At 69.0% G+C, this 24420-nt stretch carries 25 protein-coding genes; 5 read left to right on the top strand and 20 right to left on the bottom strand.

The window, feature by feature from the left end; genetic code table 11:
- The first annotated feature begins 8 nt into the window (after positions 1-8).
- Both AB0F51_RS13345 and AB0F51_RS13340 read left to right on the top strand, forming a co-directional pair.
- On the top strand, positions 9-971 hold the full coding sequence (locus tag AB0F51_RS13345) for an LLM class F420-dependent oxidoreductase (RefSeq protein ID WP_360278674.1): 963 nt from the start codon (positions 9-11) through the stop codon (positions 969-971).
- Between the two features lie 234 nt (positions 972-1205).
- Positions 1206-4955, top strand: a complete 3750-nt coding sequence (locus tag AB0F51_RS13340) for a S8 family serine peptidase (RefSeq protein WP_360278671.1) — start codon at positions 1206-1208, stop codon at positions 4953-4955.
- Between the two features lie 127 nt (positions 4956-5082).
- Here the strand turns inward: AB0F51_RS13340 and AB0F51_RS13335 are convergent, their stop codons facing one another.
- The gene (locus AB0F51_RS13335; protein WP_360278668.1) at positions 5083-6456 is read right to left on the bottom strand and encodes a lytic murein transglycosylase; all 1374 of its coding nucleotides are present in this window, start codon (positions 6454-6456) and stop codon (positions 5083-5085) included.
- 321 nt (positions 6457-6777) lie between these two features.
- On the opposite strand from AB0F51_RS13335, the gene AB0F51_RS13330 reads away from it, so the two are divergent.
- The 3 genes from AB0F51_RS13330 to AB0F51_RS13320 all read left to right on the top strand — a co-directional run bounded on the left by AB0F51_RS13330 (position 6778) and on the right by AB0F51_RS13320 (position 8381).
- Positions 6778-7590, top strand: a complete 813-nt coding sequence (locus tag AB0F51_RS13330; RefSeq protein WP_360278665.1) for a tyrosine-type recombinase/integrase — start codon at positions 6778-6780, stop codon at positions 7588-7590.
- Positions 7591-7660: 70 nt separating this feature from the next.
- Positions 7661-7873 (top strand): hypothetical protein, encoded by a 213-nt coding sequence (locus AB0F51_RS13325; protein WP_360278663.1) that lies wholly within the window; start codon positions 7661-7663, stop codon positions 7871-7873.
- A gap of 64 nt (positions 7874-7937) precedes the next feature.
- Positions 7938-8381: a hypothetical protein gene (locus tag AB0F51_RS13320; protein ID WP_360278660.1), complete on the top strand. Its 444-nt coding sequence runs from the start codon at positions 7938-7940 to the stop codon at positions 8379-8381.
- Positions 8382-8436: 55 nt separating this feature from the next.
- Here AB0F51_RS13320 and AB0F51_RS13315 read toward each other — a convergent pair whose 3' ends face one another.
- The 19 genes from AB0F51_RS13315 to AB0F51_RS13225 all read right to left on the bottom strand — a co-directional run bounded on the left by AB0F51_RS13315 (position 8437) and on the right by AB0F51_RS13225 (position 23461).
- On the bottom strand, positions 8437-8709 hold the full coding sequence (locus tag AB0F51_RS13315; protein ID WP_360278657.1) for a hypothetical protein: 273 nt from the start codon (positions 8707-8709) through the stop codon (positions 8437-8439).
- Positions 8706-9392: a hypothetical protein gene (locus AB0F51_RS13310; RefSeq protein WP_360278655.1), complete on the bottom strand. Its 687-nt coding sequence runs from the start codon at positions 9390-9392 to the stop codon at positions 8706-8708. Before AB0F51_RS13310 ends, AB0F51_RS13315 begins: the two co-directional genes overlap by 4 nt.
- 3 nt (positions 9393-9395) lie before the next feature.
- Complete coding sequence (locus AB0F51_RS13305) at positions 9396-9605, bottom strand: hypothetical protein (RefSeq protein ID WP_360278652.1); 210 nt, start codon at positions 9603-9605, stop codon at positions 9396-9398.
- On the bottom strand, positions 9602-10321 hold the full coding sequence (locus AB0F51_RS13300; RefSeq protein ID WP_360278650.1) for a hypothetical protein: 720 nt from the start codon (positions 10319-10321) through the stop codon (positions 9602-9604). Before AB0F51_RS13300 ends, AB0F51_RS13305 begins: the two co-directional genes overlap by 4 nt.
- On the bottom strand, positions 10308-10607 hold the full coding sequence (locus AB0F51_RS13295; RefSeq protein WP_360278647.1) for a hypothetical protein: 300 nt from the start codon (positions 10605-10607) through the stop codon (positions 10308-10310). The genes AB0F51_RS13300 and AB0F51_RS13295 overlap by 14 nt, the downstream gene beginning before the upstream one ends.
- Before the next feature lie 40 nt (positions 10608-10647).
- Positions 10648-11277, bottom strand: coding sequence for a hypothetical protein (locus AB0F51_RS13290; RefSeq protein WP_360278644.1), 630 nt, complete (start codon positions 11275-11277; stop codon positions 10648-10650).
- A gap of 18 nt (positions 11278-11295) precedes the next feature.
- On the bottom strand, positions 11296-12924 hold the full coding sequence (locus AB0F51_RS13285; protein ID WP_360278641.1) for a hypothetical protein: 1629 nt from the start codon (positions 12922-12924) through the stop codon (positions 11296-11298).
- Entirely contained in the window at positions 12921-15392 is a 2472-nt protein-coding gene (locus AB0F51_RS13280; RefSeq protein WP_360278638.1) for a phage tail tape measure protein, read from the bottom strand. Before AB0F51_RS13280 ends, AB0F51_RS13285 begins: the two co-directional genes overlap by 4 nt.
- 123 nt (positions 15393-15515) lie before the next feature.
- Entirely contained in the window at positions 15516-15887 is a 372-nt protein-coding gene (locus tag AB0F51_RS13275; RefSeq protein WP_360278635.1) for a hypothetical protein, read from the bottom strand.
- On the bottom strand, positions 15884-16264 hold the full coding sequence (locus tag AB0F51_RS13270) for a hypothetical protein (RefSeq protein WP_360278632.1): 381 nt from the start codon (positions 16262-16264) through the stop codon (positions 15884-15886). The genes AB0F51_RS13275 and AB0F51_RS13270 overlap by 4 nt, the downstream gene beginning before the upstream one ends.
- On the bottom strand, positions 16264-16629 hold the full coding sequence (locus AB0F51_RS13265) for a hypothetical protein (protein WP_360278629.1): 366 nt from the start codon (positions 16627-16629) through the stop codon (positions 16264-16266). The genes AB0F51_RS13270 and AB0F51_RS13265 overlap by 1 nt, the downstream gene beginning before the upstream one ends.
- Entirely contained in the window at positions 16629-17048 is a 420-nt protein-coding gene (locus tag AB0F51_RS13260; protein ID WP_360278626.1) for a hypothetical protein, read from the bottom strand. Before AB0F51_RS13260 ends, AB0F51_RS13265 begins: the two co-directional genes overlap by 1 nt.
- A gap of 2 nt (positions 17049-17050) precedes the next feature.
- A complete protein-coding gene (locus tag AB0F51_RS13255; RefSeq protein ID WP_360278623.1) occupies positions 17051-17410 on the bottom strand; it encodes a hypothetical protein in 360 nt (119 codons plus the stop codon).
- 2 nt (positions 17411-17412) lie between these two features.
- The gene (locus AB0F51_RS13250) at positions 17413-17784 is read right to left on the bottom strand and encodes a hypothetical protein (protein WP_360278620.1); all 372 of its coding nucleotides are present in this window, start codon (positions 17782-17784) and stop codon (positions 17413-17415) included.
- Positions 17784-19256, bottom strand: coding sequence for a hypothetical protein (locus AB0F51_RS13245; protein ID WP_360278617.1), 1473 nt, complete (start codon positions 19254-19256; stop codon positions 17784-17786). Before AB0F51_RS13245 ends, AB0F51_RS13250 begins: the two co-directional genes overlap by 1 nt.
- 213 nt (positions 19257-19469) lie before the next feature.
- On the bottom strand, positions 19470-20117 hold the full coding sequence (locus tag AB0F51_RS13240) for a hypothetical protein (protein ID WP_360278614.1): 648 nt from the start codon (positions 20115-20117) through the stop codon (positions 19470-19472).
- On the bottom strand, positions 20114-21280 hold the full coding sequence (locus tag AB0F51_RS13235; protein ID WP_360278611.1) for a phage portal protein: 1167 nt from the start codon (positions 21278-21280) through the stop codon (positions 20114-20116). Before AB0F51_RS13235 ends, AB0F51_RS13240 begins: the two co-directional genes overlap by 4 nt.
- 34 nt (positions 21281-21314) lie before the next feature.
- Complete coding sequence (locus AB0F51_RS13230) at positions 21315-21887, bottom strand: hypothetical protein (RefSeq protein ID WP_360278608.1); 573 nt, start codon at positions 21885-21887, stop codon at positions 21315-21317.
- Between the two features lie 11 nt (positions 21888-21898).
- Entirely contained in the window at positions 21899-23461 is a 1563-nt protein-coding gene (locus tag AB0F51_RS13225; RefSeq protein WP_360278605.1) for a hypothetical protein, read from the bottom strand.
- Between the last annotated feature and the right edge of the window lie 959 nt (positions 23462-24420).

Raw genomic sequence — 24420 nt, 5'->3', positions numbered from 1 at the left:
ATGAGCACATGACTACACGGTTTGGATTGTTCGTTCCGCAGGGGTGGAAGATGGACCTGGCGGGGATCAGCGACCCCGTCGACCAGTGGGAGGCCATGACCGCCGTCGCGCGGAAGGCCGACGAGGGGTCCTGGGACTCGATCTGGCTGTTCGACCACTTCCACACGGTGCCGGAGCCGAGCACCGAGAGCACCTTCGAGTGCTGGACGGCCACCGCCGCGCTGGCCCGCGACACCCAGCGGGTCAACATCGGCCAGATGGTTGGCTGCAACGGCTACCGCAACCCGTCGCTGTACGCCAAGATCGCCTCGACCGTCGACGTCGCCAGCCACGGCCGCCTGTACGCCGGGCTGGGCGCGGGCTGGTACGAGCACGAGTGGAAGGCCTACGGCTACGAGTGGCCGGAGCTCAAGGACCGGATGGGCGCGTTCCGCGAGGCCACCGAGATCATCTACAAGATGTGGACCGAGGACGAGCCGGTCTTCAACGGCAAGTACTACTCGATCGACAAGCCGATCAACGAGCCGAAGGGCGCGCGCTTGCCGCACCCGAGCCTGTGGATCGGTGGCGGCGGCCCGAACGTCACGCTGAAGCTCGTCGCCCAGTACGCCGATGCGGCCAACATCGGCGGCGGCAACCCGGACGTGATCCGGGAGAAGGCGGCCATCCTCAAGGGGCACTGCGACAAGCTCGGCCGCGACTACGACCAGATCATCAAGTCGACCGGGATCAACGCGTTCCCGATCGACAAGGGCGCCGACCCGCGGAAGGCGACCGCGCAGGCGCTCGGGCCGATGAACTGGGAGAAGTTCAGCAACGACAACCTGATCGGCACCGAGGACGAGATCGCGAACAAGGTGGAGGCCTCCCTCGAGGCCGGTGCCGACTACGTGATCTTCTACGTGCCCGGCGTCGCCTACGACCTGGACCTGGTCGACCGCATCGAGCAGGTCGCCAAGCGCTTCGCCTGACCCAGCACGCCAGCACGCCAGCAAGCCAGCAAGCCAGCAAGCCAGCAAGCCAGCACGACAGCCCGCCAGCCCGCCAGCCGGCACCCGGTCCTCCACGCCTGACCCCAGGCCGGGGCTGGCTGGTATCGGTCATGGCGGGTGTACGCCAGGCCGATTGATGGACCGTGGCCGGAGGCAACTGTAAGGCTCGCGGGGATGGCCCCGCGAGGGTCGGGGCATCTGGAGGTGCCCCCTGTGACTTCGTCACGCCTTGCAGCCATCTTGTCCTCCGCCGTGACGGCCGGCGCCTTGCTGGCGTCGACCGTCACCCCGGCCGGCGCGGTGGTCCCGGCCGCGCCGGCGGCGGATCTCACCGCCGTTCCTCCGACGGCGGGCCCCTCCGCTGGTGGTGCCGGTGCAGGATCCGGTACCGGCGCCACCAGCCCCGCCGCGCGCCCGACGCCCGGCGCGAGCACGCACCGGATCACCCTGGTGACCGGCGACGTCGCCGAGCTCACCATCACGCAGGGCGGTCAGCGGTCCGCGCGACTGGTGGACGGCGGCAACTACTACCTCGGCGACTTCGAGAACGAGCTCACCCTGGTCCCGGTCGCGGCGTACCCGTTGCTGACCGAAGGGCGGTTGGACAGCCGCCTCTTCAACCTGACCAAGCTGGTTGCCCAGGGCTACGACGACGCGTCCACCAAGAACCTGCCGCTGCTGCTGACCTCACCGACCAGCACGCTGAAGGCGCCTGAAGCGCCGGTGGCCGCGACCAAACGACTCACGCTGGCGAGCGTCGGCACCACCGCCGTGACGGTCCGCAAGGACCAGGCCAAGAACTTCTGGAACGGCATCAAAGGCAACACCCTCCGCGGCAGCAGCAGCGGCGTCGGTAAGATCTGGCTCGACGGCCGCACCCACGCCACCCTCGACCGCTCGACGAAACAGATCGGTGCCCCCACCGCCTGGCAGTCCGGGTACGACGGCAAGGGGGTCAAGGTCGCCGTGCTCGACACCGGGTACGACGCGCAGCACCCCGATCTGCGCAAGCAGGTCATCGGTTCGCAGAGCTTCATCCCCGACCAGCCCGTCCAGGACCGCCACGGTCACGGCACCCACACCGCCTCGATCGTCGCAGGCCTCGGTACTGCGTCCGCCGGCAAGCGCAAGGGCGTGGCCCCCGGCGCACAGCTGCTGATCGGCAAGGTGCTCGACGACAACGGCAGCGGCCTGGACTCCGAAGCGATCGCCGGGATGGAGTGGGCCGTCCAGCAGGGCGCCAAGGTGATCAGCATGAGCCTCGGCGGACTGCCCTCGGACGGCACCGACCCGATGAGTGAGGCCGTCGACCGCTTGTCCGCCTCCAGTGACGCCCTCTTCGTCATCGCCGCCGGGAACTCAGGTGCGGAGGAAACCGTTGGTTCTCCCGGTGCCGCCGCGGCCGCGCTGACGGTCGGTGCGGTGGATCGCGACGACCGGCTCGCGTCCTTCTCCAGCCGCGGTCCGCGGCTCGGTGACGGTGCGATGAAGCCCGAGGTGACCGCTCCGGGCGTGGACATCGCCGCCGCGCGGGCAGCCGGTACCGACAGCGGCCACTTCCTCGACCAGTACTACACAGCCATGAGCGGTACGTCGATGGCGACTCCGCACGTCGCGGGTGCCGCCGCGATCCTGGCGCAACGCCACCCCGAGTGGACCGGTGAACAACTCAAGGCGGCCCTGGCGACTACCGCCGTACCGAGCAAGGGCGCGACGCCCGTGCAGCAAGGGCTCGGGCGGATCGACATCCCGAAGGCGCTCGATCCGAAGGTCCTGCCTGACCAGGCCAACCTGTACTTCGGAGATCTGTCCTGGTCGGGGACCGCACCGGCTCCGGTGTCCCGGAAGATTGCCTACCGCAACAACTCGTCGAAGCCTTTGACGCTGGATCTCAGTGTGGCCGCGACCTCGCCGGGTGGCGTGCGCGCGGCGGTCGGGGTCAGCCCGGCCAGGCTGACGATCGCGCCGGGAGCGACCGCGTCGGCGACCGTGACGGTCAACCTCGCAAAGACCCAGGCGGCGAAGTACTCCGGTGAGCTGGTCGCGCGCGGCGGCGGTTCGTCGTACCGGACCGGACTCGGGTTCGCGGCGGGTGGGCGGCTGCACCAGGTGACGGTGAAGGCGCTCGGTCGCGATGGCAAGCCTTTCGTGCCCTCCGCGTTCAGCGCGAGCGGCGTGCAGTTGTGGAACTACGACACCGGCGACGTGACCGCGATCGCCTTCGACCAGACCGGCGCCCAAACCCTCGAGGTGCCGACCGGCCGGTACAGCGTGATGTCCTTCGTGATGGGTGCCGACGAGGCGGGCTGGACGAACTCGATCATCCTGCTGGGCGAACCCGACGTTCGCATCACCGGTGACCGGACCTTCGTCTTCGACGCCCGCAAGGCGCACAAGGTGACCGTGAAGACGCCGCAGCGAGCGGATCCGCAGAGCGTCGGCATCGCCTGGCGGCGCACAGTCGGCGGGCGCGACGCCGTCTCCGGCTGGGGCTACGGCAAAGATGTTGCCAACGGCATCTATGTGCAGAACTTCGGCAAGATGGCCGACGGCACCTTCCAGGTGGTGCAGCGATGGGACCTCGCCCAGCCCGCGCTGACCGTCGACGTCACCGGCTCCGGCGGCTTCCGGCTGCCGACGCCCGACAAGGGTGCCTACGAGACGGTCTATGTGGGCCAGGAGAAACTGCCGCTCGTCAACGCCGGTGACGGCAGCCCGGCCGAGCTGGCAGCGGCGCGAGGCAAGATCGCGCTGATCCGCTGGCGCGATGTCGACACGACGCCCGGGCAGCTCCAGGCGGCCAAGGACGCGGGCGCCAAGGTCGTCTTCCTCTACAACGAGCATCCCGGCTTCTGGGGTGACGGTGGCGAGGTCGGCCTGCCGGTCTACCTGCTGCGTCAGCCGGAAGGCCAGAAGTTGCTCGACCTGCTGAAGCAGCGCGAGGTTGTTCTCCAGCTGAACGGTCTGCGCGACAGCACCTACCGCTACGACCTCGCGGTCGGCCCGCAGGTGGTCAACGGCCCGCTCACCTACGACTTCGCCCGGATGCGGCCGGCCGTGGTAACCACGAAGTACGGGAAGAACGAGGCGTGGTTCCTGCACCTCGATCAGCGGATGGCTCACTTCCCCGGGTTGGCGACCGCGCTGACTGCCTCGCGGGAGGTGGCCGGGCCGGTGACCAGGACGGACTACCTGGCCAGTGACGTCCCTGGCGTCACCTGGGACGAGAAGACGGCGGCGGGGGTGTGGAACGAGTCCGGGTTCGAGTACAGCCTGGCAAGGAGCTACCGGCCAGGCGAGAAGGCCACCCATGAGTGGTGGTCGCCGCTGGCTCGCCCGGCGGTCCCGGACGGGACGGGCAGCGAGGCGGACGGGCTCCCCGCGGCCCGGTTCGAGAACGCGTTGCGGGTGGCGATTCCGCAGTACGTCAACGGGGATCGCAGCGTCTACGGCTGGGTCGACAGCCGGGGTGACACTACGTCGCTCACGCTCAGCAGCAACGGCAAGGTGCTCGGCAGCAAGGACTGGTCGGTGGCGCAGTTCCCGGTCCCGGCGAAGGCTGCCTGGTACGACCTGACGCTCGACGTACGGCGGGGTGAGGACAGCTGGGCCAAGACGTCCACGGCAACCCACACCAGCTGGCACTTCCTGTCAGCCCCGACGAAGTCGCGTGCCGTGCTGCCGTTGGTGCAGGTCGACTACCGGCGTACCGGTGACACGCTCGAGCTGAAGGCCGGCTACCAACCCGGCGTACGGGGTCTCGGCATCTTCCGCACCACAGCAGAGGTCTCGTACGACGCGGGCAAGACCTGGCGCCGGCTCACCGTCGTACCGCGCGGCCTTGATCGCGGCAGCGTGCGGCTCCCGGCGACGAAGGGGGAGCTGACCCTGCGGGTGACGTCGCGCGACCTGATCGGCAACAGCGTCAGCCAGACGATCGAGAAGGCCTGGACGACAAAGTGAAAGATTCTCAAGTAAGCGCTTGACCACCCAAAGGGCGACGCCACGGAAGCCGGGGGGAGTAGCTCCGTGGCGTCGCCGGGGGCGCGCCTAGGGAGGGGTGGGGGCAGGCGCGCCGGTCCAGGGTGGTTCAGTTCCCGAGGACGCCTCCACCGAGAACGCCGAGCAGGCCGAGTGCGGAGAGCAGATTGCGGATGACCTGGTCGACGGCCTTGGTGCCGCCGGTCTGGTACGCGGTCACGCACTTCTGCAGCTGATCCTGGGTCGGCCGGGTGATCGTCACCTTCGCCATTTCGGACTGGCAGTAGGTGGTCGCCGTGGTCAGTTCGGTCAGGGTGGTGCCGACCGAGCCGACGATGAGGCCGACCGACGTCTGCAGCTTCGCCACCACCGGCGGCGCCGGCGGCTTGGACGTCGGGGGCTTGCTGGTCGGCGGGGTGCTCGGCTCGCTCGTCGGCGGCTTCGTCGTCCCGGGCTTGCTCGGGGTCGTCGTCGGCGGACGCTTGGTCGGCGTGGTCGTCGGCTTGCCGTCGCCCTCCTGGACCATGGTCGGCTTCGACGTCGGCTTCGTCCCGGCCGGGTAGGTCGGCAGGTCGACGGCCTGCGGCAGGTTGTCATCGGCCGGCGCGTCGGTCTCCGGGTCGCCGATCCGGTCACTGGCCCGGTCGACACCCTGGTCGTCGCTCTCGGTCCCGTTGCCGACGGCGATCCAGCTGCCACCCGCGTAGGCCTTGGCGATGCTGATCACCAGGTCGGCGTACTGCTGGGAGTGGTTGTAGCGCAGGACGGCCGCGTTCAGGTCGGAGGCCTTGGAGAGGTTGCCGCTGCCGGAGCACAGGTAGACGGCGGTCGACATCGCCGCGTCGTCGATGTCCTGCGGGTTCTTCACGCCGTCGCCGTCACCGTCGACACCCATCAGCTGCCAGGTCTGCGGGATGAACTGCATCGGCCCGACGGCCCGGTCGTAGGCGGCGTCGCCGTCGAGCTTGCCGCCGTCGCTGTCGGTGATCCGCGCCGTGCTCGTCCCGTCGAGCCGGGGCCCGAGGATGCCGGGCGTGACCACACCGTTCGTCATCAGCGAGTTGCCGCCGAAGCGGCCGTGGTTCGACTCGACCCGGCCGATCGCGGCCACCAGCGTCCACGGCAGCTGGCACCCGGGGTCGGCCTGGGCCATCACCTGCTGGGCTCGCGAGTAGGCCTTCAGCGCGGCGTTGGGAATGCCGTTGCGGGACAGGCCGGAGACCACCTGGGTCGGCTGCTCACCGGGATCGACACCGTTGCCGACGACGCCGGGCACCGCGATGTTGGCCGGGTCGCCGATCGGTGTCTTCGGTACGACGACCGGACTGTTCCCGGACGATCCCTGCTCCAGCGCCGCCGTCGCGACGGCAGGATCGTCGGTGGCACTGACGGTGAACGCGCTCGCGAACAGCGCCAGCGGAATCAGCGGCGCCACCTGACGCCACCCGCCTCCGCCCAGGGCGCGACGCTTGCCCATCGCCATCGATGATCCCCTCCGTGACTCATCGACTTGTCCCGCCTCACACCGCGGACAAATCTCCTGATCCTGTCTCCGGCCACCGTTCGTCTGCTTGGTCTAACGCCCGTCCCGTGCGTGGGTTACGTGGCAGACGCAGACAGTGCACGACCGGTCACCCGGGTACCCATACTGGCGCATATCCGGCCGATTGCAACACGCAACGTAATGACAATGTTTTCGATTTCCCGGTAACTTTGGAACGGCTCGGGGATGAGTCGGGTGCGATGCGCGGTACCCGAACGGCAGCAGCATGAATGCCGATCTTGGTCTTGGGAGGCCTGCCCCATGCCCGCGTCATCGCTCGAGCACGAGCTCATCGAGGAATGGTCCGACTGGATGCGCGCCGCCGGCGCCGCTCCGAACACGATCCGAACCCGCACCGACGGGGTCAAGCTGCTCTGGTACTCGGCTCAGACCGAGGACCCGGTGCAGATCCCCACCAAGGCCATCGTGCGATGGCTTGCCAAGTGCAACAGCAAGTGGACCCGCTGCACGTACGCCTCATCGGCCCGGACGTGGTTCCGGTTTCTGGTCGACCAGGGCCACCTCGAGGTAAGCCCGATGGACCGGCTCGCGGTCCCGCCGACACCTCGCAGCGTTCCCCGGCCGGCGTCCTCGGACGTCGTCCGCGAGACCCTGGCGGTCTGCGGCCGCCGAGCTCACGCGTACATCATTCTCGGCACGTTCCTGGGCCTGAGGGTCCACGAGATCGCGAAGGTCCGCGGTGACCACTTCGACGACGGTTGGTACTTCGTCACCGGCAAGGGCGACGTCGGAGCAGCGATCCCGACTCACCCGCTCGTCGAGCAGCTGCGGAAAGGCTTCCCGTCGACGGGCCCTTGGTTTCCGGGCGTCGAAGGCGGGCACGTCCGGGCGACGACCGTCACGAAGACCGTCACCCGGGCATTCAAGAAGGCCGGCTACCAGGTCACGGCTCACCAGCTGCGGCACTGGTACGGCACCCACGCCCAACGAGTCGGGAAGGACTCCAGGGCGACGCAACACCTGCTGCGTCACGCGAACCTCGCGAGCACCCAGATCTACACCGAGGTAGCTGACCGGCATCTGCAGGAGATCGTCCGCCGCCTGGCGGTCTGATCAGTAGGCGGCCCCGAAACAGCGACGCAACCGCTGCCCGGGGCCTCGAACGGACAACGGAGGTCCGAACGTGAACGACACCCTATCCACGCCCGATCCCGCCCGGCAGGTGGCCGAGGTGCGGCAGATCATCGCCGATCGCCACCTGCACACCTGCGACGTGTCACTGCTCCGGATCCGGCGGGTGGTGGAACCGCCGCTCCCCGAGCCGGAGCCGGTCGAGACCAACGACCGCGGCTGGCCGCGGCTGCACGAGAGCCCGCCCGACGAGCGGCAGGTGTGACCCCCTGTAACGGTCCCATGGTGGTCTGCGATACACCCGCAGTAGCCAACCCGAGGGGACCACCATGCGAGCGATCGCGATCACCGCCGCTGCCGTGCTGCTGGCGGCGGGCTGTGCCAACGACCAGGCCAGTCCGCCGGCGGCGAGCACCAGCCCGTCGACCAGTACGTCGGTCAAGGCGACGCCCAAGCCGAGTCCGCCGGCGACGTCGGCACCGGCCAAGTTGACCGCCGAGCAGGTGGTCGCGGCGTTCGCGGCCGCGAAGCTGCCGGTCAGCAACCCGCGCGACAACTCGAAGAACTGCGAGTCGCTCGGGTGCGCGGAACTCACCACGACCGATGACATCAGCGTCTACACGTGGGACGACCCGGCGAAGCAGCAGCACTTCGCGAAGGTCTACGGCGCGCAGGCGTTCAGCTCGGGCAACGTGGTCCTGTCCTACGCGGCCGCCAGGACACCGGCCGCGAACCGACTGAAGTATCAGCAGGTGCTCAAGGGCATGGGCTGAGCACGACGAAGCCCCCCGGACCGCAACCCCGGGGGGCTTCTGCATGTGCCGGCGGCTACCGCCAGGCGTCGGGTTCTGCCGGTGTCTCGGGCACGAGCTCGGCCGGCTGACCGCTCTTGGTGCGCGGGTCGCTGGTCGGCGTGACTCGTGACCGGGCGAGCTCGGCCGCGCCGGGCACCAGGACGACGCCGCCGAACGCGATCCACAGCGCTGCCTTGTCCTGCGCTACGACGCCGTACGCGACCGCCAGGGCGGCGCCGGGGAACAGCAGGCCGTACAGGTAGGCCCGGACCGGCTCGCGCCGCAGAGCCGCTGCTAGGCGCTTCACTCCGGTGCCTTCACGGCGGCCTCGATCTTGCCGAGCGCGGCCAGCTCGGCGGCGCGATGCTCGCGGGCCTCATCCCAGAGCGTGTCCGCCGTACCGGACTCGTCCTTGAACAGCTCGCGCCCGTACTGCCGGTGAGCGCGCAGCGTGCCGTTGAATACCGCCTCTTCGATCTCCTTGGGAGTTGCCATGTCGAACCAGTCCTTCGGTGCGGGGGGTTGTGCAGGGGTGTCGCCGACCGGTGCGGTGATCACCCAGCGGCGGGTGTCGTCGTACAGCGACTTGGTGGCCATGACCGAGACGTGGGTGTGGCCGGTGTGGGGGTTGTCGCCGGGGTACGGCGCCCACGTGAACGGCGCGTAGTACTTGCCGTCGACGGTCTTGCCGTACGACCGGAAGATCCGCCGGTTGCTGATCACGTACTTGATCCGCGGGTCGCGCCGGAGCCGGAGGATCTCGGCGAAGCCAGCCGAGCTGAAGCCAGCTTCGGGGTCGTTGTACCAGTCGCCGGCGGTGACGACGTTGAGCTCGCTGGCCGGGTCGTCGACCCACGGGTTGTGGTCGGAGTCGCGGGAGGCGTGGGCGGCGTCGCCGATGAATCCGGGGTTGGGCGTGCCCGGGTACGCCGCCTTGATCTGGTCCCGCAGGACGAGCAGCGACTTGGCGACGCGCCAGGGCACGGCCATCGCTCAGTCCTCGCCGACGAACTCGTCGGCCTGCTCGTCGCCGTCGACGCCCGTGTCGTCGCCGATCTCGGCGGGGGTGTCGTCGGCTTCCTGGCCGCTCCACAGGTTCTTGTCGGCGGCCAACTCCTCCTCGGTCGGTGCCCCCGGCTGGGGAACCTCCGTAGCGACCGGCTCGGCGGCGTCGCTCGGCTCTTCGGTCACGTTCTCGCTCATCGCTTCTTCCCTTCACTGGTTGGGTTTTGATCGTCTAGGACGCAGCCGACAATCCAGACGCCGGCGGGCTGCTCGACGGTGACGACGTGCAGTCGCTGCAGCGTGCTACCGGTCGGACAGGAAGGCCCAGCGGGCCCAGGTGGCCCCTGCGGTCCAACCGGCCCCGGGGCCCCGTCTTTTCCCGGTTCACCAGGTGCGCCGGCCGCCCCGTCCTTCCCAGGTGCGCCGTCCTTGCCGGGGGCCCCGGCCTCGCCGTCGACGCCATCGGCGCCAGGTGGCCCTGTGAGCCCTCGAACACCTGGCGGGCCCTGGGGCCCCTGGCACTTGGTGACGAGGATCAGGCAGCCGGGGGAGGCGCCGTTCGTGCCCGGTTTTCCCTGAGGGCCCGGAGGACCAGCCGGTCCCTGCGGACCTTGCGGGCCCGCCGGGCCGCGAGCACCAGTAGCACCCGTGTCTCCTTTCTCGGCCGGCGGCCGCTCGGTGATCTCCTTCGCCTGCTGGCAGACGCCCTTGCCTAGCACCTTCTCGGCTGCGTTCGCGCCCAATCGGACACAGGCCGCCCGGTTCTTCGTGGCCAGGTCGGCGAGCTCGTACTCGGCCGCGGCCTGTCCCGTCTCGGCGTCCTGCTTCTGCAGCGTGGTCACGACCAGGCCGGCCGCGCCGCACACCAGCCCGGCGACAGCGACCACCGGGAAGAGCCACCTACCCCTCGTCATCCGCAGTCACCTCGCCTCGAGAGTGCTTCGGCCGCGGCCGCGACGGTGGCCACTGCACCAGGTCCTCGATCCCGTCCGGCTCGACAGCCTGCGGGCAGTTCGCGATCGTTGCCCGCAGCAACACCACGGCTCGCAGCACCCTCGGGTGCCAGCGGTGGTAGTCCTCGAGCTCGGCCGCGTCCTCGCCGTTCAGCCGGGCACGGCGCCGATCGAGCGTAGCGATCCCGCCGAACACCGTCCCGATCAGCAGCCCGATCGCACCGATGATCGCCGGTAGATCGTTCACGCCACCTCATCTCCCGTGCCTCCAGCCCGGTTGGTTCTCACTACAGGAAAGCGCTCGTCGCCGGCGGGTAGCGGAGGTTGAACCCGAAGACGTCGTTCAGTGCCCACGCCACCGGCGCGGCCGCGCCCATCCGCTGTCCGGCCTCGGCTACCGCTCCGAACGAGGTGGTCGTCCCGACCGTCGCGCATGCCCGGTGGAATGTCGTACCGGCCGAGGCATCGAGGTACGCCAGGCTCCCGATGTACTGCTGGTCGTAGTCGGCCCGGACGGCGATCGGCAGCGTCCACGCGTAGTTGCCGACGCCAAGGTTCGAGGTGCTTCCTACCTGGATCCGGCAGTCCCACTGGACCATCCCGCCGGAGTACCGCCACCGGCTCACCACCACCGCGTTGCCGTAGGTGATCGACGACCCGCCGGCCGTGAATACCGGGGTGAAGGTGGTCTTCTCCGTCGACTCGAGCGGGATCCAGTTGGCGCCGTTCCACATGTACAGGATCTGCACGTTGTCTGCCCACGCGAGCATCCCGAGCTCGCGAATGCCGGCGGGCAGCGCGTTGAGCAGTGCCGTCGTGGTGGCGAACCGCATCACGGTCTGCCGCATCAGGTAGCCGTTGACCTCGCTCGCGAACAGCGGCGGGGGTCCATCTACGAACGTTTTGAAGCCGGCCATTGGGTCATCCTCTCCGGGTCACAGCGCGGTGCCGATGTAGCCCGGCTGGCCTTCGCGCCATTCCGGGGAAGCGTTGACGGACGCCGGCGCCGGGTTCGACGTGTACAGCACCCAGAACCCGTCGCCCGACGACCCGGACAGGTGTTTGGTTCGGACCGTGCCGGGCGCCGGAGCGGCCACCACGTCGGGGACCCCCAGCGACGCCTGGTCCGACGTGATCAGCCTCGTGGAGGTTGGCAGCGAGAACACCACTTCGTAAATCGTGGCGTCGGACGGGTACGGCGGGACCAGCCACTCAAGATCCCACGAGCCAGGTACGCCGGTCTGCGGGTGTACCTCGGGCGTGCCGGGGTCGAAGTCGCTCAGCCGGTCGAGCAGGTGCGGCGGGCCGAGCGTGTAGCGCACGATCCACCGGTCCGGGGTGACCTCGTGCTCCCGACCGAGCACCGCGACCCGCTCAACGGTGCCGTCGTGCTCGAGCAGCGCCATCCCCGGCACCGTGCCCTGCAGTTGCTGTACGGACTGCAGAGGGCCGGACAGGGCCTGGGTGAACGGCATGGGCGCGGCCTTCAGCGGCAGCGTGCCGATCACTGCCCGGGTGAACCAGTACGGGTTGGTTCCGGGCGACGCGATATCCAGCGTGCCCAGGTCGATCACGACGTCGCGTGCGCTGGCTCCCGACGCCCGGTAGGGGCCCTGCCGGAACTCCACCGGCGTACCGCCCGCCGGCGGCGCCTCGACGTCGTACTGCCCCCACCGCAGGGTCGCGGCGTTCGTGAACAGCGAGACGTCTTCGCCCTCGTCGCGTTTGGTGTAGCCGACGTACCGGCCCAGGTGGGTGAACTCGTCGCCTGGGTCGGTGGCCTGCCCCGCGACGTGGGCCGGGTCGTCGGTGAACGTCAGCGCGGCCGCAGCTGTCGCGCCGGTCAGCCACTGGTTGTTCGGCTTGAGCACGAACGGCTGAGCCTTCAGCGGCTGGTACTTGAACGTCATGTTCCGCAGCCGCGCCTCGGCCCGCAGCGTGTCCAGCAGCGACCCGAGCTGGTCGGCCGCGAAGTACAGCTTCCGGACCGTCGCGGTATCCCACGCGGCGTTCGACCAGTTCAGCGGTAGGTCGACCGCGGCCGCCTCGGTAGTCACCGCCAGACCCGTCCACGACGTGATCCGCTGAGCGAGCGTCTCGTTGGTGAAGTTCCGGGGCGGCGTCGACATGCCGGCCAGGTTCTCCTCACCGCTCATCGCGATCAGCGAGATCCGGTGCGTCTTCACCGCGGTGTTGCCCGGCTTGTATTCGGCGTTCACCTCGACCGACTCGGACAGCTTCACCTGCGCGATCCGGCCCCGGTACACCTCGATCGCCCCGTACTTCACCGCGAACCACCGCAGCCGCAGATCCATCGCCTCAGGCAGTGTCGCGCTCAGCTGGCACGTCTCGACCTCACGGTGCACAAACATGCCGTCCTCGACCGTGGTCTGGGAGTTGATGTTCAGCGTGGTGAACGTCGCCGGCAGCAGCTCGTCCGCGCCGGCACCGCCGAGCGAGTCCTCACCCAAGATCGCCTCGCCGAGGATGAACCCAGGCTCGGCGGTGTAGAACTCCAGCTGCGACGCGTCGAAGTTGCGGCCGCGGGCCCACGCCGGCCTCACGCCGGCACCGCCCGCCACGACGTGCCGTTGAAGCCCTCGTAGTCCTGGATCGCAGACACGACCCGGCGGCCGACCTCCGGCCCGTCAGTGAGCGCGTAGACGTTGACCACGACAGGGCCCGCCGCACCAGCAGCGAACTGCGCCCCACCCGCCAGTGCCCCGGCCGCGGTGAGGTTCACCGTGGGATCCGCCGACAGGCCACCGGTGATCAGCGTGGACACATCGCCGAGCGTCCGCTTCAGGTCCGGCAGCTGGGCCTTGATCTCGTCGATCAGCCCGCCCATGATCGCCGCGCCGGCTGGCTTCAGCAGCCGCTTGTCCTTGTCGAGCGGGCCCTTCCACGACGGGATGATGTTCGTCACCCCGCTGAGTACGCCCTGCAGAGAAGGCAGCTTCGACTGGATCCCGTCGATCAGACCAGAGATCACCCTCGAGCCGGCGTTGAACAGCGCGCCGCCCCAGTTCCCCCCGCTGGCCGCCAGGGCGCCGGGGATGCCGCGTACGAACCCGACCGCCTTGTCCAGCCCGCTGCGCAGCCCGCGGTCCAGTCCGCCCATGGCATCACCGCCCATCCGGACCAGCGCGCTGACCACCGCACCCCCCGGCAGGGCGTTGATCAGTGCGGACCCGGTGTTCTTCGCCAGGGCGGCCGCTCGACCCGTCACGGTCGGCTGCGACCCGAGCAGGCCCCGGTCGATCGCGCTACCGAGCAACGCGCCGCCACGCTGGAAGATCGAGATCGGGTTGTACTGGATCGCGGCCGCGCCCAGCTTCACCATGACCCGCGAGACCGCGCCGGCCGGGTTGTGAGCGCCGAAGGCACTCGACACCGCAAGCGCGCCGGTGGTGCCGGCCGACGCGAGCGACCCTAGGGGCAGGAACGACGCCAGGTTGGACAGGTTCCGCGACAGCCAGCCGGCGGCGTTGGCCTGCATCGTCGAGTCGGTAACGAACCGCTGCCCGAACTCGAAGATCGCGTTGCCGGCGATGTTGCCGAACTTCGTGCCCAGGTTCGCCTGCTCGGCGATCTTGCCGATCGCCTCGAACTTCTTCACGATGCCGGGCGTCTCGCCGCCACCGTCGTCGCTCGAAAGCAACGTGTTCAGCGCCTTGAGCGACGCCAGCTGGTTGCTGAGGTCGATCTCGGCGACCGTCTTCAGATGCGGCGCCACGGTGGACAGGGCAGGGCTGAGCTTCTGCTCGAGGTTGTCGGCCAGCTGACCCGTGTTCGTCGCGAGGTCGAGGAAGGTCTGCTTGTTGTCGTCGATGAAGGTGACGACCTCGCCGAGCGCGGTCTTGATCTTCGGCAGGCCCTTGTCGACGAAGGCGTCGATCTTCGGCTGGACCTTGGTGCCGAACGACGTCCCCCACTCCTCGAGCTTCGGGATCACCTTGGTGCCGAGGAAGTCGACCACGTTGGTCTTTACCGTGCGCGTGAACGAGGTCAGCCGCGCCTTCGCGTTGTCGTTCAGCGTGGTCCCGGCCCGGTCAGCGGCGCCGGCCAGATCGCCAAGGCCCTGCACCGCGGTCGACGGATCCAGCGCGAACAGCGCAGCCTGCATGTCCTCGGCCTTGGTGCCGAACAGAGCGACGGCGGCCGCGTCCCGCTTCACCGGGTCTTCCATCGCCCGCAGCCGGTCGAGCACCAGGTCGAGGCCGGCCGACGCGCCCGGGCCGCCCTTGGCGAAGATCTGCTGCATCTTGTCGGCATTGAGGCCGATCGACTTGAAGCCCTCGACCGTGGTCGCGCTGCCGTCCTTCGCCCGGATCGCGAACTCCTTCAGCGAGTCCGCAACGGTGTCGGCATCGCGGGCGCCAGCCCGCAGACCCTGGTTCAGCAGACCCAGCGCCTTAGGCCCATCGATGCCCAGGGCACGGAACTGCGTCGAGTACTCGGTGAAGGTGTCGAGCAGATCCTCCGACTTGTTGATGCCGAGCTGCTGACCCCGCACCAGCAGATCGAACGCGGCCTTCGCGTTCGGGGCGAGCTTGTTCTTCAGGATCTGCGCGACAGCCCGCGTCGAGGCCTGCGCGTCCTCCCCCGAGAGAACGATGTAGTTCTGGATATCGGCACCGACAGCGGCGATCGCCTCACGGCTGTCGTTGATGCCGACGACCCCGTTCTCGAAGGCAGCCCGGATCGTGTCGCCGGCATCCTCGACCGACTCGCCGAACCCGCTCTTGTACAGGTCGCCGGCCGCCGCGCCGATCTTCTCGGCATCCTTACCGGTCAAGCCGAGCTGGGCCTGCAGCTTCGACTGGGCCGCGCCGAAGTCGAGCCCTTCGGCCAGGCCGGCCCCGAGTGCGGCCGCGGCGCCGAGGGCCCCGAGCTTGAGCTTGTCCTTCAGCCCGGACCAGTCCTTGCCCGCCTTGTCGACGGTCGACTCGACGTCGCTTGAGAACTGCGAGAGGCCTACCTTGGCCGCGCCGACATCGGCGAGAAAGGCGATCTTGACGATGCCGGGCACTGGCCTACCTCCTCCGTCTAGCGAGCGCTATGAACGCTCGTCGTTCCAGCTTGGTGAGCTCCACGTACTCGCTCGGTGGGATGCCGGTCAGCAGGCAGAACGCGGCCTTCTCCTCGGCCCGGCTCAGCGCTTGCCGGCTTCTTTTCCCGCTTCGGTCGGCACCAGCAGGTCGTTGTCGTTCGCGGTCTTCTTGGTGAAGTACTTGCTGACGTCGCCGTTGGGCATCTCCATCGCAGCCTTGAACGCGATCGCGGCTTTCTCGCCCGCGCGCATCCGATGCACTCCGATCAGGGCCCGGCCCACGGTGTAGTTCGACCTCATCCCATCGATCGGCTTTTTCAGCTGCTCCTCGATCGCGAGCTCGTCCCAGCCGGTCAGCGAATCGACCATCTCCTCGACCGTGAGCTCGGTCTTCGGCCAGGTCTCAGCAGCGGGCTCGCTGGCTGCGGTGGTGGCCTCTGCGGCCTCTGTGGTCTTGCGGCTTGGTGCGGTCATCCGAGTCCCCGTCTCCTGATCTTGTCTTGCAGTTCGTCTTCGAGCATCGCGGGCAGCCGTGGCTTCAGCTGGTCGTCCGCGCGCTGCATGAACCGTTGCGCTGGGATATTTCGCCGGGGCCATCCGTAGTTCTGCACCCCGGCGTAGTTCCTGGTCTTGCCCCGGCCGGCCATCACCACCGAGCGGTTCTTGGCTCGGTTGCCGCGGACGCTCCCGGCGAGCTTGCCGGACCGGGAGTTGACGAACCCGGCAGCGATATCGGCACCCCGGCTAGCGATCGACCCGAACGTCTCCTTGAAGTCGTCCACGTCGAGGCCGAGCTTCGACAGGTTCGCGAGAGCCTGCTTCAGCCCGCTAACCCGGGTGCCGGTCGCCATTACGGGATCGAGACCGCTTCGACCGTCACGGTGGTGACAGCCGAGTAGGTCCAGTTGATGCGGCGGGTCACCGGATCCATGAACCGCCGCAGCCGCGCCCCGGAGAACACCACGACCCGGGACTGCGCGTTCGTGACCGCCAGGGCCGCGTCCGGGTTGATTGCCGCAGCCCCTTCAGGCGTCTGCGTGGTCGGGTCGTCGAGCGTCCACGTGATCGGAGCGCCGCCGCCGTTCGCGACGCGCACCGTGAGTCGCTTGACGCCCGCCGGAACCACGACGTAGTTGCCGGTGGCATCGGCTGCGGCCGGCCCTGGGTTGACGGCGAGTGCGCTGGACGCGTCGACCAGCGTGACCTGGGTGGCCATTACGCCGTCACCCGGACGGGCTTGCCGGTGCAGGGCCACACGACGGACGCGGTCATGCGTGCCGTGGTCGACGCGTCCGCTTCGCCGCCGAGGAGGTCACCGTCCGGCTCGGACACGACCGCCGTGCCGGTGAAGTGCGGCTGCGTCGGCGACGGAGCCGCGTTGCCGTACGGCGCGATGGTGTAGTCGATCTCGGTGCCGGGTGCGGTGAACATCAGGTCCCACAGCGACCCGGCTACCGCGTCCTGCACCATCGTGATCTCGAGGTTGTACTGCCGAGCTCCGCCGGCGGCCGCGTCCGCGAACGTGATGAAGTCCGCGTCGGACTCACCACTGGTCACCTTCGCGACCGATACCTCGTCGGTGTACGCGTCGCCTTCGACCTCGAGGGTCAGCAGCCTCGTACCGATTCCTGCCATGGCTATAGCCCTTCTGCTTCTCGCCGGCCCTCTATGACCATGGCTTTGATGATCTGGCCGTCTGTTTGTGGGATTTCTTCGTTGCGGACCTGCGTGAGGTTCATGAGCGGCCACAGCGCGTTGCTGAGGTCGACCAGGTGCTCGTCGACGAACTTCTGCGCGGCGGCCATATCGCTGGGGACGCAGACCACGACGCCCCAGTACTGCCAGGCGCCGTTGATCTTCTTGCCGGGGAACTCGGTCCGGAGGTGCTCGATCCAGCCGCGGCCAGGCCCGGTGACCGCCTTGTAGTACGGCTCGACCGAGATGCCCTCGAGTGCCGACACCGCTTCGGCCAGGAGCTCGCGCACGACCTCGGCCACGGCTAGACCTCCTCGGCGACGACCGGCGTACGGGCCGCCCCGAAGAAGAACCTGCCTTCGGACTCGATCCCGCACAGCTTGGCGATATCCGGATCGGACCGCAGGAAGTCGCTGCCACCGAACTCGGTGTTCAGTGACGTACCGAGCGGCGACGTACGCCGGGCATAGAGCCGGTTCGCGAGCATCGCCGTGCCCAGCTTGACGTCGGCGCCCGGCGTGAACACCGCCGGGTCACCGACGAACAGGTCCTTGCGTCGACGCTCGATGAACGCGGCCGCGGCGTCGACGTCGGCCTGCCAGGCCAGGTCGGAGTCTGCGACGACGGAAGCCTCCACCATCGCCGCAGCCACCGAGTAATCGAGCCAGGCTGCCATCAGGCCGCGTTGACGACCTTGGCGAACGCCGCCGCCTTCAGCGTGTTGAACGCGACGTAACCGCCGTAGGCGATCTGGACACCGAGCACCGAGGGCAGCACGGCCTGCAGCAGACCGATGCGCTCCTCGTAGACCTCGGTCCAGCGCTTCGCGCCGATGATGACGGTGCCGGACGGGAACGACGGCACGACGTACCGCGGCAGCCGCAGCAGGTTGCCGTCGAACGACCCGGCCTCGGTGTCGCCGACGTTCTTCTGCATCGCGACCTGGGACTCGATCAGCGGGCCGAGCGTGCCCCACATGTCGAGGCTCATCCAGATCGTGTCGGGCAGGCGGCCGGCGCCCGCGTAGGCCAGGGCGGCGCCGGCGTAGATCGCCGTGATCCAGTCCTTGAGGGTGGATGCGGCACCGGTGCCGGCGACCTCGACCGTGGCGGTGACCGCGGCCGCGAACGCGTCACCAGCTGCGTTCTCGGTGACCAGGCCGTACTGGTCGGTCAGGTCGTTGAGGATCGCGTCCCACGCGGCCGGGGAGGTCCAGTCGATCTCCTGCCGGGACACGTCGAGCCAGCCGCCCCAGGTCTCCTTCGTGAAGGTGACCGAGCCGATCGTCATCTTCTGCGAGCCGAGCCCTGTCGACGTCGCCTGGGTGGTCTGCTTGCCCATGGCAACGTGCTGGGTCACGACCGGCCGCTTGAAGGTCTCACCGGCGAAGTCGAGCGGCTTGGCGCCGATCGACGAGATGAACGGTCGCGCGTTGTCGACGTCGTTCATCACTTCGCCGATGATCGGCACGGGGATGATGCCCGGGGTGTCGCCGGACACCTGGGTAACACGGGCCTCGGTGCGCAGCGTGGCCGCGTTCGTGCGGGCCTGGCGCACCTGGTCGTCGGTGGCGCCGGGGAACACGACACCGGAGGCCAGGAGCCGGTCCCGGGCCTCGACGTCGGAGTGTCCGCCGTGGCCGAGGTCGGCCGCGCGGCACATGTCGACGAGCACCTGGCCGCGGGTCTTGTAATCGCCGACCCGGGCCTGGGTCCGTGCGGCGGTGTGGCCGTCCGCGCCGGCGCTGGTCGCGCCGTTGGGCTGCCCGCCGGCGCTGCCGCCGGAGGGGACGTACCGGGCGCCGGCCTGGTCGCTGGCGCCGCGCAGCTGCTCGAAGTCCTCGATCGGCTTGATCTGCTTGTCGAGCTCCTTGATCCGGGTCCGGTACTTGGCCAGCGTCTCGTCCTCGGAGGTGCTGAGGTCGCGGCCGGCGTCGTTGACCTCCTTCAGGGTGCGCTCGACGAACGCAATGCACTCGTCGCGCTCCTTGTAGAAGCGATCGAGGATCGGCGAGGGGTTGGCGCTGCGGCCGTCCGCGCCGACGATCGGCCAGACGGGCTTGCCGCCGACGATGCCGACTGCCTGCAGGCCGGTGCGGGGGTGGAACGGGAGTCCCAGCTTGTCCAGCTGGACGCGGGTCGTACGCATGATGCCCTCCGGGCACTCGACGGAATGGGTGGTGTCTCCGGTCGGGTGTTCTTCCGGGTGGGCCCAGGTGCCCGCTAGGGCGGCGTGGATCCGGCGCGGTGAACGGCGCGGCCTGTCAAGGCCAGATGGTACGACAACGGCCCCCGGTGGGCCGCCATTGATTAGGCGGTACCGGGGGCCGGTGCGAGTCGCCGGACTCGCTCACATCATCACCTAGCGGGGGCCGGCCTTCACGTCCTCGAGATAGCGCGACCAGGCGTCGACCCTGCGCTGGCCGGCCTCGCGCCCGGGTGGCGTCGCCGAGCGGACCCACTCGACCGGCGTACGGATGAACGCCGGCGTCGACACCAGCCCTACCGACACCAACCGCGACTCGATCCGCTCGACCCGGTCTTTGTGGTCCGACCCGAGGTCCGGGTTCCACTCCTTGGCCATCGTCCAGTTGGACCGGATCGGCAGGAAGCGAACCGAGAAGTACCCCAGGGCGGCGTTCCCGTTCTCGTCCGGCGTCGCCAGCTGGGCCGCACGCTGCGACTTCTGGTCGTTGTACAGGTCCCACACGACCCGCAGGAGCTCGTCCCGGTCGTCCCACTCCGACGCGACGCCGATCGGCATTCCGACGTGCCCAAACTCGGCCATGTCGTCGTGGAAGACGTGCAGCGGCAACGACCGCGCCGCCTCTTTGATCGACTTCGCGAACGACCCCGGCAGGTGCGACTCGACGAAGAACCCAATGTCGGCCGGGTCGTTGTAGGACATCGCGATGCCCTGCATCTTGGTCTTCGTCGCGTTGAGCTCGAGGTCGACGAGCTCGACCTTCGTGGCCCGCCGCTCGGTCGGGAGGGTTGCTGTCTGGCTCATCCGGTCGCGCCTTCCTCGTCGTCGGTGTCGGTGTCCCCACCAGGGAGGACCGTGAGTTGCGGAGTGCCCGGTGCCGCCGGCGCCTTCGGTACCTGGAGCTCGCCCATCAAGGGCTCGGGCGCCATGCCGAGATACACCCGGCCCTCCTCGCGGGTCATCAGGCCGGCTTCGACGGCCATCTTCACCGAGGCGATCGAGGAGGCGAAGTCGTCGCGCGTCAGCTGGTTGCGGTCGAACCGGAGCTTCCGTTCCATCGGGGTCCACTTCAGCCCCCAGACCTGCTCGAAGTTCCGCATCACCGGCTCGAGCGCGGTCCGCTGCATCACCAGGAACATCGGCCCCGGCGACTTGTAGGTGTGGCTCGAGGACTGTCCGCCCACCCAGTACGGGTCGAGGTTCAGCAGGTTCGCCATGTCGACCAGCGTCATCTGCCGGGCCAGCGTCGCTTCCTGCGCTTGCGGCGAGAACGCCAGCGGCTGGACAACGGTGCCGTTCGGGAAGATGCCAGCCTTGCGACCCGGCCCGGCGTACTTCTCCTCCCAGGCGTCGGCGGCGTCGTCGAGCTCTTCCTCGGTGAGGTGCTTCTGCGGAGCGATGACCGCGACCGAGGGCACCCCGCCTTTGGTCAGATTCGCCGACTCGGCGGCCTCCTCGAGGCCGGCCCGGTTCAGCGTGTTGAGGTACCGCTCGACGATGCCCCAGCCGCGGTGAGGCTCACCAGGCGCCGCTCCCCACCGGACGTGCACGACGTCTTCGCGACGGGCGACCTTCTGGCCGTTCAGGTAGTAGTCGGGGTAGCCGCGGCCGTGGGAGACGTCGATCCCCCACTCAGCGGCCGGGAACCACCGGGTGACCGCCGGCAGGCCGGTACGACGGTCCCGGGAAGCGACCAGGTGCAACGCGTTGCCGTGGACCAGGTAGTCCTCGACGTGCACCTGGATGAACAGGGCCAGCGACTCGAGGTTGACGTCGGGCATCTGCAGCAGGCGCGGCCGCGGCGTCAGCGGAACCGGCCCGTCGTACTCGTCGAGGTCGCACTGGGAGATCAGCCCGCCGTACAGGGCCATAGCGCGACCGACCGCCGGCAGTGCTTGCGCGGTGACCGAGTCCCACACCTGCCGGGTCAGGGTTGCCGGGTCGACTACCGGCGGCCAGATTTGCACGCGATGCCCCTTCTCTCAGTCGGGGTGGGGACGGTCAGGACTCGTCGGAAGCCGCGGCCCGCGCCTGGGTCTTCCACTCCGTGGACTTGCGGGACGCCTCGCGCAGCGCCTCCTCCGGGGTGTAGCGGGTGATCTCGCCGTCCGTGTAGTCGACCGGCTTGGCCGCGCGCTCGGCCTTCGACAGCTCCGGCAGGGCCGCGACGGTTGCGGCGTGCGCGTCCGCCTCCGGCTGCGACTGCGGCATGTCCGGGCCCAGCGAAGCGGGCGCCTCGTCGGGGTACTGGTCGGCGGTCAGGCCGGCGTCCCCGGACGCCTCCGGGTCGTCGACGGTCTTGGCGTGGTCGGCCGGCGAGAACTGCCCGGTCGCGGCCTCGTTCGGTCCGGCCGCCTCGGTGCCGTCCGGCTTCTCGCCGAGCTCGCCGGTCGCCGCGGTGTCGGTGCCGGACAGGTTGATGATCCCGAGCCGGCCCTGCCCCTCGCGCTCGGCCTGGACGACGCGGTCGTACTCGTCGCCGGTGACGTCGTCGCCCTTCAGGAAGGCGACGACCTGCGAAACCGTGTAGTCGTTGGGGTTGTCGCCGGCCTGGAACCGCTTCTCTTCAGCCACTGCTAGCTCCTTCATCGGATCTTGAATCGGCCTAGGTCAGGCTCGATCTCCCTCGGGTGGTCCACCGCCCAGACTGCCGCAGTGGCTGCCACCAGCGCGGTAATGGACACGTCCGGGTCGACGCGCCACGCCCACGCACCGCTCGGTCCTGTACGACGCTTCCCCACGTGCTCGAGAGCGGTGTTCAGTGCCGCCTGGCCGATATGGCGTAGTTTCGCACCTCCGCGCGCTGTCACCTCGCCGTGGAACTGGGCACACGCCGCCGAAAAGTCCATCTGCGAAAGGCGAAGCACGTCGAGGCCTCCGGCAATGATCTTGTCGGCGGCATGCCGTGCCGGGCCTGAGTTCTGCACCGCAACCTGCGGAACGACCCCGTTGAAGGTCCACCGCTTCACCAGCGCGGCAACGGCATCGGGCAGCCACGTAACGCCGTCCTGGACCTTGATGACCTCGATGATCGCCGAGCCGTTCGGCGCCCGCCAGGCCACCGCGATCGACCCGTCGCGGCCATCCGGATCCGCTTCGAAGCCGAACCCGACTGTGCCGCGCGCAGGGATCGGCCGGTCCGACATGGCGGCGACCCACTGCGGCTGGGAGATCACGTTCCAGCCGCCCGTCGACGACTGCAGACGGTTGCCGTAGGCCCGGATGAACTCGCGCCGGCCTAGCGTCTTGAGCTCGCTGGCGATGTGGTGGCGCATCTTGTCCGCCGGCGCCTTCGGGTGGTACCCGACCGCGGGATGGATCGCGATGCACTCGGCGATCAGCTGGTCGTCAGTGAGCTCGTCGATCGGGATCCCGCCCGGCTCGTCCTCGAGCGACCACTCGAAGTACGCGATCCCCGATCGGCGATCCATCTCGACCGCGGCCCGGCCCTTCTTCACGTCCGCGTTGAGGCCGGCCGACGCCTCGGTCCCCATCGTCGACGTCTTCCAGGCCTGAGCGTTCTTCGTCAGGAAGCCCGGCGAGTACGACGCGATCAGGCCCTCAGCTGCGACCGCGTCAAACGCCCACCACTCGTCGACGTCGACCAGGTCGGGCGACTCGCCGTGCATGTTCTCGTCGTCCGGCGCGAACGGGACCAGCAGAGCGCCCGTCGACTTCCACCGCAGCCGCTCCCGGGCCACCGTCACCCACTGCTTGAGGTGCGGCGCGAGCTCCGGCGTGTTCATCATCGCCTCGGACGCCTTCTCCCAGCGCTTCACGGCCTTCTTGCCGTTCTGCGCGGTCATCCACAGCTCGCCGGCCGGGATCAGCTGCATGCGGTGGGCGTACAGCGGGATCTTCAGCGTGGTCTTGCCGGCCTGCCGAACCACCGTCACCACGACCTCGTCGTACGCCCACCAGCCGGTGTCCGGATCCACTTCGTTCGCGACGTCGTGGACGTACGCCTGCCAGGGCATGAACGGCAGACTGATCGTCGTCGCCAGCCGCGACAGCTGACCGCCGTACGTCGGCCTATGCGGGGAGCGCGGTGTCGCCCACCTCGGGGCTGGTCCCCACTCCGGACGCCAGTCCAGCGGGGTGTGCGTCTCCCGAGCCGGGGCCACTGGCGGCAGCAGCAGGTCGGTCACTGTCGCCTCCCTGGCCCGGTTGGTTGCCTTCGGCCAACGGTAGGCGAGACAGCACCTTGTCCAGCTCCGATGCCAGCCTCACGAGCTCCGAGACAGGCAGATCGGGCTTGTCGAGGGCCTTCGCCAACCGTTCCGCGACCCGGGCGTGCGGATCATGCCACGGCTTCATGCGGTCAGCCTGCCGCGCGGCCCGAATCGACCGGCGTACAGCCGCCGCAACGGTCGATTGGGTGCTCATGGCCGCGATCCTAGGCATTCTGGCGGCTGGAATCGCGAATTCCGGGACGAATTCGCTGTGCGCCGATCTGCGGGCCTAACTCGACCGCAACCACCCATCACCACCCCTGTTCGGAGCTCCTAGGTACCGCCCCGGGCCGGGCGCGGCGGGTCCGGGGAGAGAGAGAAACGGAAGAGCGGCGACTTCCTGGCCTCGAATCCGCCAGGCTAAAACGGCCCTTCCTGGCTGCCTCGAGGTTGGCGTGTGCCGCGTGCTGGAGTGCTGTTTCAGGGTGTTGTTTGTGCGTCCCAGTCACGTCTCTGGGATTGCAGCTTGCTGATTGTTGCGTCGTGTCCGAGCTGTCCTGCGTCCGCGCCTGCTGCGTAGTTCCCGATGCACTCGTACCCGTCTGCCTCGAGCGTGCGGCGCTTGCCGTGCTCGGCCCTGAGGTTGTCGGGATCTAGTGCTAGGTGGGGGTGGGTGGACCAGGGGAGGACGTGCCCGCAGGTGTCTGCTCCCGGGTGCCCGCAGCGCCAGCAGATCCCCTCGTCTCGGCTGATGATGTGGGCTGCCATCGCCATCCAGCGACGGCCGGTGCGTGGGTCGCCGGGGGTGGTCATGCGGTGGGGTAGTCGTCGCCTTGCATCTGGCAGCTGGGTGCGTCGCAGGTGTGCGTGCATCCGTGGCTCGCCGCGGGGGTGGCTGTGGCGAGGGGGGTGGGTGTCGCGAGGGGGGTACCTCG

The sequence above is a fragment of the Kribbella sp. NPDC023855 genome (assembly GCF_040639475.1).
Taxonomy (GTDB): domain Bacteria; phylum Actinomycetota; class Actinomycetes; order Propionibacteriales; family Kribbellaceae; genus Kribbella.
The sequence above is the reverse complement of the archived record's forward strand: the minus strand, read 5'-3'. Positions and strand labels throughout refer to the sequence as shown.

What these genes read in the sequence shown, in the direction of transcription:
- AB0F51_RS13345 (WP_360278674.1), top strand. Translation starts at nt 9, where the DNA reads ATGACTACACGGTTTGGATTGTTCGTTCCGCAGGGGTGGAAGATGGAC.
- AB0F51_RS13335 (WP_360278668.1), bottom strand. Translation starts at nt 6,456, where the DNA reads ATGGCGATGGGCAAGCGTCGCGCCCTGGGCGGAGGCGGGTGGCGTCAG.
- AB0F51_RS13330 (WP_360278665.1), top strand. Translation starts at nt 6,778, where the DNA reads ATGCCCGCGTCATCGCTCGAGCACGAGCTCATCGAGGAATGGTCCGAC.
- AB0F51_RS13320 (WP_360278660.1), top strand. Translation starts at nt 7,938, where the DNA reads ATGCGAGCGATCGCGATCACCGCCGCTGCCGTGCTGCTGGCGGCGGGC.
- AB0F51_RS13310 (WP_360278655.1), bottom strand. Translation starts at nt 9,392, where the DNA reads ATGGCCGTGCCCTGGCGCGTCGCCAAGTCGCTGCTCGTCCTGCGGGAC.
- AB0F51_RS13305 (WP_360278652.1), bottom strand. Translation starts at nt 9,605, where the DNA reads ATGAGCGAGAACGTGACCGAAGAGCCGAGCGACGCCGCCGAGCCGGTC.
- AB0F51_RS13300 (WP_360278650.1), bottom strand. Translation starts at nt 10,321, where the DNA reads ATGACGAGGGGTAGGTGGCTCTTCCCGGTGGTCGCTGTCGCCGGGCTG.
- AB0F51_RS13290 (WP_360278644.1), bottom strand. Translation starts at nt 11,277, where the DNA reads ATGGCCGGCTTCAAAACGTTCGTAGATGGACCCCCGCCGCTGTTCGCG.
- AB0F51_RS13275 (WP_360278635.1), bottom strand. Translation starts at nt 15,887, where the DNA reads ATGACCGCACCAAGCCGCAAGACCACAGAGGCCGCAGAGGCCACCACC.
- AB0F51_RS13270 (WP_360278632.1), bottom strand. Translation starts at nt 16,264, where the DNA reads ATGGCGACCGGCACCCGGGTTAGCGGGCTGAAGCAGGCTCTCGCGAAC.
- AB0F51_RS13265 (WP_360278629.1), bottom strand. Translation starts at nt 16,629, where the DNA reads ATGGCCACCCAGGTCACGCTGGTCGACGCGTCCAGCGCACTCGCCGTC.
- AB0F51_RS13260 (WP_360278626.1), bottom strand. Translation starts at nt 17,048, where the DNA reads ATGGCAGGAATCGGTACGAGGCTGCTGACCCTCGAGGTCGAAGGCGAC.
- AB0F51_RS13250 (WP_360278620.1), bottom strand. Translation starts at nt 17,784, where the DNA reads ATGGCAGCCTGGCTCGATTACTCGGTGGCTGCGGCGATGGTGGAGGCT.
- AB0F51_RS13245 (WP_360278617.1), bottom strand. Translation starts at nt 19,256, where the DNA reads ATGCGTACGACCCGCGTCCAGCTGGACAAGCTGGGACTCCCGTTCCAC.
- AB0F51_RS13240 (WP_360278614.1), bottom strand. Translation starts at nt 20,117, where the DNA reads ATGAGCCAGACAGCAACCCTCCCGACCGAGCGGCGGGCCACGAAGGTC.